At 64.7% G+C, this 7,491-nt stretch carries 6 protein-coding genes and 2 pseudogenes; 3 read left to right on the top strand and 5 right to left on the bottom strand.

What is annotated here, in order from left to right; all coding sequences use genetic code 11:
- On the bottom strand, window positions 1–319 hold a 319-nt coding region (locus tag A5906_RS45230), incomplete at its 3' end, for an ABC transporter substrate-binding protein (RefSeq protein ID WP_245326957.1).
- A gap of 224 nt (window positions 320–543) precedes the next feature.
- Here A5906_RS45230 and A5906_RS28750 point away from each other — a divergent pair.
- Complete coding sequence (locus tag A5906_RS28750) at window positions 544–1,521, top strand: LysR family transcriptional regulator (RefSeq protein ID WP_080138586.1); 978 nt, start codon at window positions 544–546, stop codon at window positions 1,519–1,521.
- A gap of 62 nt (window positions 1,522–1,583) precedes the next feature.
- Here A5906_RS28750 and A5906_RS28755 read toward each other — a convergent pair.
- The 3 genes and pseudogenes from A5906_RS28755 to A5906_RS28765 all read right to left on the bottom strand — a co-directional run bounded on the left by A5906_RS28755 (window position 1,584) and on the right by A5906_RS28765 (window position 5,822).
- Window positions 1,584–2,403, bottom strand: a pseudogene (locus A5906_RS28755) (hypothetical protein).
- An 82-nt stretch (window positions 2,404–2,485) separates the two neighbouring features.
- Complete coding sequence (fsrB, locus tag A5906_RS28760) at window positions 2,486–3,775, bottom strand: siderophore utilization protein FsrB (RefSeq protein ID WP_080138587.1); 1,290 nt, start codon at window positions 3,773–3,775, stop codon at window positions 2,486–2,488.
- Window positions 3,776–3,833: 58 nt separating this feature from the next.
- Entirely contained in the window at window positions 3,834–5,822 is a 1,989-nt protein-coding gene (locus A5906_RS28765) for a TonB-dependent siderophore receptor (RefSeq protein ID WP_080138588.1), read from the bottom strand.
- A gap of 686 nt (window positions 5,823–6,508) precedes the next feature.
- Here A5906_RS28765 and A5906_RS28770 point away from each other — a divergent pair.
- Complete coding sequence (locus tag A5906_RS28770; RefSeq protein WP_080138814.1) at window positions 6,509–7,063, top strand: helix-turn-helix domain-containing protein; 555 nt, start codon at window positions 6,509–6,511, stop codon at window positions 7,061–7,063.
- An 11-nt stretch (window positions 7,064–7,074) separates the two neighbouring features.
- Here A5906_RS28770 and A5906_RS42700 read toward each other — a convergent pair whose 3' ends face one another.
- Complete coding sequence (locus A5906_RS42700; protein WP_161495444.1) at window positions 7,075–7,224, bottom strand: hypothetical protein; 150 nt, start codon at window positions 7,222–7,224, stop codon at window positions 7,075–7,077.
- 37 nt (window positions 7,225–7,261) lie between these two features.
- Here A5906_RS42700 and A5906_RS45235 point away from each other — a divergent pair.
- Window positions 7,262–7,463, top strand: a pseudogene (locus A5906_RS45235) (helix-turn-helix domain-containing protein); the annotation flags it as partial.
- Window positions 7,464–7,491: the final 28 nt, after the last annotated feature.

The following is a 7,491-nucleotide window of genomic DNA, read 5'->3' on the forward strand; positions in this document are numbered from 1 at the left end:
CCGCCGAGTTCGGTACGTCGAGAATGACTTCGACGTTGTCGTTTTCGAGCCAGCGCCGGGCGATGGTCCCTCCCACGTCGGCCTTGTTCTGATGATCTCCGGCAACGATCTGGATACTGCGTCCGAGCACCTGACCACCGAAATCGTCGACGGCCATCTGCGCTGCGACCACCGAGCCCTGTCCGCCATTGTCGGCATAGAGCGAGGACATGTCGGTGAGGACGCCGAGCTTCACCGGGCCATCCTGCGCAACGGCCGGCGCTGTGCACAGCGATAGTGCAACTCCGAGAGCTCCGATCGACATGCCGCAGGATTTCATTTGCCTGTCTCCTCCAAATCCGGCACCGGGATCATGACGGCATCTCGCGATTGCGGAAGTGAAACTCTTGCAGAGTGATCCTGAACCGGCTTCAGATTGGGAGGGCGCACGGCAAGCGATCTGGGCGCCCTGCTCGGTTGCGTCGGCTGCGCGGTTGGCCTTTACTGGACGCGATCGCAGGTAAGCAACGGGCGCGCGATCCGCCTTGAGACGGTGGGCTGCGCGTGGCTGTTTCCTTCAAGACTCTTGACCTCAATCTGCTCAAGGTCTTCGACGCCGTGATGGAGGAGCGCAGCGTTTTGAGGGCAAGCCAGCGGGTTGCCCTCAGTCAATCCGCCGTGAGCCATTCGCTCGCCCGGCTGCGCGAGATGCTCGAAGACGATCTGTTCGTGCGCACGGCGACCGGCATGCAGCCGACAGCACGCGCGCTGACGATGGCGCCGCAGGTTCGCGAGGCCCTGCGATCGCTCGAGGCGGCGGTCGAGCAGCCACGCTTCGTTCCGTCGGCCTCCACCAGGCAGTTCACCCTCGCCGCCAACGACTTCACCACGATGGTGCTGGCTTCACCGCTGCTGAAGATACTCAAGGCTGAAGCGCCCGCGATCGACCTGATCATCAAGCCGGTGACGCGCATCGACCTCGCCGAGCAGATCGATCTCGGCCGTATCGACGTGGCGATCGGCGTTTTTTCGGATCCGCCGGCCCGCTTCCGCACCTCGCTGCTGTTCGAATATGACGACGTGCTGATCGTCGGCGGCAAGCGCAAGCTCGGCCGGATCACCAACGCGGCGCTGGCGCGCATGCCGCTGGTCGTCGTCTCCTTCGGCGGCGAGCAGGAAGGAGCGATTGGCGGCTTCATCTCCGAGCGCGGTCTTGCCCGTCGATCGGAGATGTATGACCGCGGGGCGTTAGAACGGGCCCTGTCGGAAAGCGACCGGCCGCCGCGCATAGCCGTTTCGCTGCCGCATTTTCTTGCCCTGCCCGCCCTGCTCGCGGACTCCGACTTGGCGGCCATCGTTCCGCGCCCATTGGCGCGGGCCTTCGAACGCGCGCATGCGGTCACCGCCTACGAGCTGCCTTACGCCACAACTCCAGTCGAGGTCCGGCTGTTGTGGCACGAGCGTATCGAGGGTGAGCCGGCGCATGACTGGCTTCACGATATCCTCAGGCGCGCGACCGAGGACCTCAGGCACGGGCGTTAGCCGGAGACAGTCTCAATTCCGGTTCCATTTCGAACCAGCGCTTCGACCCAAAATCAAAAAACCTATCGCAGCGGCAGCAGCTCGAGCTGGTTCTGCGCCTTCTTCACCGCGCCCGCGAACCAGCTCTGGCTCGGAGCCTCCTTGGCGAAGCATCTGGTGTAGGCGTCCATGGCCTGGTCTTCCTTGGCCATGGCGTCCTGCGGGGTCTTCCGGGCCATCATCTGCTTCCAGGCCTTTTCGCAGGCCGGGATCTCGGCCGTCTTCACGGCGTCGGTTGCGGCGAGGAAGAAGACCTTGTCGCCCTGGATCGCGACGACATCGATTTCACGCGGCGGCGCCTTCAGCTCGCCATTGCCGCGCACGCCGAGCACCGCCACGGCGACACTGGCGGATGCGGGCTTCGCAACCGGCAGCTCGGCATATTTGGCGAAGGCTGAGTCCGTCCTGGATGGCCAGATAGTAGAAGCGGTCCGACTTGAAGGCCGCGCCGATCTCCTGCGGCATGCCGTCCTCGCGATGCTCGCGCAGCCAGTGCTTGAGCAGCCCGGTCGTGGTCACTACGGCCTGCATCTTATCGCCGTCGGAAGCGAAGCCCAGCCCGTCGAGATGGCCGAAGCCGGAGTCACCCTTGAACAACGTGTCGACGTTCGACTTGCCGTCTGCCGGGAGGCCCTTGATCGTTGCCGGACCCACCAGGCCGCGCAGAACGCGCGTCAGCTCCTCGAGTGCCGCGTCATGCTGCTTGAAGGTCTCGTCGTTCTCCTTGGCCTTGGAGAACTTTGCGATGTAGCGGTCGCGCAGGTCGAGATAATGCTGCTCGGGCGCTGCCGCCCGCGCGGGCATCGCCAGGACAAGCAGGCAGAGCAAAGCGAGCGATCTCATTGCAATATCCGAAAAGACTGGAAACGACCTCCAGTCTTTGTGCCGGTGCCGCGCGCGAAGGTTCATCCGCGAGGCCGGCACCCTACTCCGCCGGCGTCAGCTGCCGGCTCAGGCGCATCGCTGTGGTCTCGCGCACGCGGATACGGGCGCGGCGTTTGCGCCACCAGATCACGACGCCGGTGACCGAGAGCGCGGCCACCACCAGCCCCATGATCGAGATCAGGATGCGGCCGGGCAGTCCGACGATGCGACCCGAATGCAGCGGAAACTGCGCCTGGACGAAGATGTCGGCGGCAGTGCCGACCCAGGGCAGCCGCTCGCCGATCGGACGGCCATCCGCGCTGTCGTAATAGAGCTGCGCCGGGCCGACGCCGCCGGCGCCATGGTCGTCGCCGGGGTGAAAGAAGGCGGCAGCATAGACGCCGTGGGCCGGGCCGTAATTGATCGAGCCGACCGGCGTGGTCCACCCGCGCGCCTTGCCATCCGCAGCGGCGCGGGCGGCGATGTCGGCAAACGTCACCTTGGGCTCAATGGGATCGTCGAGGTCGCGATAGGGCCGCTGCTCGTAGGGCGTCGGCGTGTAGTTCGAGACCATCTTCATCAGCGGCGAGAACACCTCGAAATAGAGGTTCAGCGAGAACGCCGTGAAGGCGATGATGAACAGAACGCCCCAGGTCCACAGGCTGAAGGCCCGATGGATGTCGAAATTGATCCGGTAGGCGCTGCCCGAGGTCTTGATGGTCCAGGCCGGCGCCCAGCGCGCCCAGAAGCCGCGCCCGAGCTGTCGCGAAACCTCGGGCGGGCGCGCTGCCTTGGCCCGTCGGCGCGAGGGCAGCGTCAGATAGAAGCCGACGAAGCAGTCGATGGTCCAGATGATGGCGATGACGCCGAGCACGCGCATGCCCCAGCGGTCGCTGCCCCAGAATTCCGGGATGTGCATGGTGTAGTGCAGCTTGTAGAGGAACGAGACGAAGTTCTCGCGCGTGACCGGCCACACCGCGCCCCAATAGCGGCGGCCGAGCTCCACGCCGGTGTTGGGGTCGAGGAAGACCTGGTTGTAGTCGAGTGCATAGCGCTTGCCGGCTGCCGGATCGATCCGCGGCATCACGAAGAACCACAGCGAGTGGCCCTCCTCCGGCGTCATGAAGAGATAGACAACGCGCGCACGAGGATCGCGCTGCTCGATCATCTTCGCGAGCTCGATCGAGGGAATGGCCGGGCCCTTGGTCGAGACATCGAACAGATGGCTGTTCAGGACGTCGTCGATCTCATGGTCCCAGGAGATGATCGCGCCGGTGACACCGGAGAAGAACAGGAAGCCGGCCGTCAGCAGGCCCGCCCAGCGATGCAGTCGCCCGAATATCGCTCTCATCGTCTTCGACTTTCATCCAGCAGGTCCGGCTGTCGTGCCGGACCGGCTTCAATTGAACTCACCACCGGTAGGTGAGCTTCCCGATGGCCTTGCGTCCCTCCGCGTAGAAACAGCCCGACAGGCTGTAGCAGGCGGCGACGTAGCGGGTGTCAGCGAGGTTGGTGACGTTCAGCGACAGGCGCCAATTGTCCCTGCTATAGGCGAGCAGAGCATCCAGCACCGTCGATGACCCCACCGTGAACGTGTTGGCTGCATCGCCCCAGGTCGCGCCGACATGACGGATGCCGCCGCCGAACTGCACGCCTGCCAGTGGTCCATTCTGGAGCGTGTAGTCGCTCCACAGCGAGGCGCGGTTGAGCGGCACGGTGACCGGCGCCTTGCCGACATTCACCGGATCCTGAGTCACGATGGCATCGACATAGGCATAGGCGGCGCGCAGGTTCCAGCCGTCGGCGAGCGACATCGTGCCTTCGAGCTCGATGCCGCGCGATTTCACCTGGCCACTCTGCTCGGCGAAGACGGACCCCGGCGCATAGACGACGACGTTGTCGCGCGTCAGGTCGAAGGCGGCGAAGGTGAACAGCGCGTTCCAGCCGAGCGGCTGGTACTTGACGCCGACCTCGTACTGGACACCCGTTTCGGGGTTGAGCATCTGACCGCCCGGCCCCGTCGCCAGCACCGGCAGGAACGATTCCGAGTAGCTGAAATACGGCGCGATGCCGTTGTCGAAATTGTACATCACGGCGGCGCGGCCGGTGAAGGCCGAGGCATCCTTCGAGACGGACGTGTTGGCGATGCCGCTATCGACCTGCGTCGTCACGAAATCCTGGCGGCCGCCGAGCTGGAACGACAGCCGGCCGAGCTTGATCTGGTCCTGCGCATAGAGGCCGGCCTGCGACTGCTTGACGCCGGTGTTGTCGCTCATCGCGCCGATGGTCCAGTCGTAGCTGTAGACCGGATTGAAGACGTTGATCTCGGGCGCCGACGTCGTGACGCTGAAAGCGGCGTCGCGGAACGTGGTGTTGCGATAGTCGATCCCGACCAGCGTGGTGTGACCGAGAATGCCGGTCGTGAACTTGCCCTGGAGCTGGTTATCCACCGCAAAGGAATTGATGTAGGAGTTGCTGGTGCTGCCGTACCGCGCGAGCTGGCCCGCAGTCTCGTCGGTATAGCCGCCGCCGTAAAACACCTTCTCCTCGTTGTGCTGATAGGCGTAGCGGAGGTTCTGCCTGAACGTGATGGAGTCGGTGAAATCGTGCGAGAGCTGGTAGCCGATTGTTGCGATCTCGGTGTTGAAGGCATCGAAGCTCGGCACCCCCGCGAAGAACGAGACCGGGATGGTGCGACCGTGGTTCGGCCACACAGTGCCGGAGGCCGGCAGGAACTGGAGGCCCCACCCCGCCCGGTCCTTCTGGTAGTTGGCGAGCACGGTGATAGTGGTGTCGTCATTCGGCTTGAAGGTGACGGCGGGCGCGATGAAGACGCGGTTGTCCTTGCTGAAGTCGACCTGGGTTTCGCCGTCGCGCACCACGCCGGTCAGGCGCCAGAGCACGGTGCCTTCCTTATTGGCCGGGCCGCCCATGTCGAACTGGCCCTGATAGCGGTTGAAGCTGCCGCCGGAGATCGAGACCTCGCCGGACTGCTGCGCCGTCGGCAGTTTAGTGACGTAGTTGAGCAGGCCGCCGGTGCCGCTGCCGCCGTACATCGCGGAAGACGGTCCCTTGAGAACTTCGAGGCGCTCGGCGCCATAGGGATCGAGCCCGTTGAAGTGCACGTAATTGCTGGAGGGGATTCTCAGGCCATCGACATAGAGGCCCGGCATGGTCATGTCGAAGCCGCGGATCTGGAGGCCGCCGAAGCGGGTGTCCGAGCCGCCATTGACGTCGCCGCTGACGCCGGCCGTGTAGCGCAGGGCCTCGCCGATGGAGACTGCACCCTGGTTTCGGACCTGATCGGTGGTGACGATGGACACCGACTGCGGCGTCTCGATCAGCGGCGTGTCGGTCTTGGTGGCGGTGCCGCTGCGCGTGGCGACGAACCCGCGCACCGGACCGCCGGCGCGTTCACTCGTTGCGCCATTCGACGGCGACTGCGTCGGCGCGGCCTGCTGCGTGGGAGCGCGACGGAGGGCGCGGGAGACACGCGTCGATGCCGATCGTCGCGACACGGCAGTCGCTGCAGGACGCTCGCGCCGGGCCGGCGCGTCAACGGTGACAGAGGGAAGTTGTGTCTGCGCCTGCACGGGATCAAAGGGAGTGGTGAGAGCGAATGTGCTGACGGCTCCGAAGAAGAGCACCTGAATTTGTCGAAGACGCTCGTTTGAACGCGAAGGAAGTTGGAAGTCAGTCACGTCTTAGCAGCCCCACGCACTGCCGGCTTCGCCGGTACTGTTTTTGATGTCCCGCCGTAACGCAGACGATTTCGGAGTGCGATAGGAACCGGGTTAGAACTTCTCCAGACCTGTGCGCAGCATGTGCGGCGAATGCGCTCAGGCGCGCCATGACGTGAATCGTCTTCAAGATCTGGAATCCTTCCAGACGGGCGCAATCGATCGACAGAACGAGGCGGTGGCGAAGGAAGCGCGGAGAACGAATCCTTTACCATCCTCCCGGAGCGCGATTGAGACCGAGCAACCCCGAGGGTAGAATCTGTTGCGGGATATTTCGTTCGCGTTGCAGACCGTGACGCAACGTTCTGTGCCAGCACATGCTGGCCATCCGGGGTTCGACGTCCATGAGCGAATTGCGCGCCGCGACCAGGCAATCGACCGCGAGGACAGGAATCGTCGAATTTGACGGCGCCAGGGGCACCGTCAGCATCCCCTGCACGATCGCGGACGTCTCAGGCACCGGAGCAAGGCTGAAGCTCGACTGGTCGCTGGCGTTTCCGAAAGAGGCCACGCTGATCTTTGCTGATGGCTTGCGAAAGACCTGTCGCGTGGCCTGGCAGAAGCGACGTTTGCTCGGGGTTGCCTTTGTCGATGGCGTGGCCAGCCTGGACGAGCAGGCCCTGATGATGACCGAGGAAGAGCAGGCTCTGCACCGGCGGCACCTCGGCGCGCAGGTCAAGGCGGCGCGCGAGGCGCGTGGCTATACCGAGATGCAGATTGCGAACCTCATCAGCGTCTCGCCCGAATTCGTGTCGCGAGCCGAGAACGGTGAGATCAGCATCCCCCTGCACCAGCTCACGCACATTGCCGATCTGTTGCTGGTCGATCTCGACAGCCTCGTCGCCGGTCCGGCATCGATCGAAGTGCCGGCGAGCGACGCCGAACTGGCGGCAGGCTGAATACCGCGCCGCTAGGCTTTGTGGCAGCACGCAGCGCCGCCACCCTTCTCCTCGCCCGCGAGCACGCTGCGGCTATTGCGCTCTGGCGGGATGTCGAAGGCCGCATTGGCCGCGAAGAAGCCGGTCGGCTTCAGCATGAAGCCGGCATATTCGACCGGCATGACAGCCAGCAGGTCCGCCAGTATGGCCAGCTCGGGGAGCCCGATGCATTAGTGGCGGGCGATGCGGCTGAACCGGGTGCGGCGTGAGCTGAAACGCGCCGGCGGCGCCCCCGAGACGTCCATCTATGACGTCGCCGTGCAGCACGGCTTCTGGCTTCAGCCAGTTCTCGATGGACTACAAACGCCACCTCGCCGAAAAGCCCTCGGAGACGTTGCGGCGCGCCAGGCTGGCGGCCTGAATTGCCTCAGCGATGCCGCAGCCGGCGG

This window comes from Bradyrhizobium sacchari, assembly GCF_002068095.1.
Taxonomy (GTDB): Bacteria; Pseudomonadota; Alphaproteobacteria; order Rhizobiales; family Xanthobacteraceae; genus Bradyrhizobium; species Bradyrhizobium sacchari.

What these genes read in the sequence shown, in the direction of transcription:
- fsrB (WP_080138587.1), bottom strand. Translation starts at nt 3,775, where the DNA reads ATGAGAGCGATATTCGGGCGACTGCATCGCTGGGCGGGCCTGCTGACG.
- A5906_RS28770 (WP_080138814.1), top strand. Translation starts at nt 6,509, where the DNA reads ATGAGCGAATTGCGCGCCGCGACCAGGCAATCGACCGCGAGGACAGGA.
- A5906_RS42700 (WP_161495444.1), bottom strand. Translation starts at nt 7,224, where the DNA reads ATGCCGGTCGAATATGCCGGCTTCATGCTGAAGCCGACCGGCTTCTTC.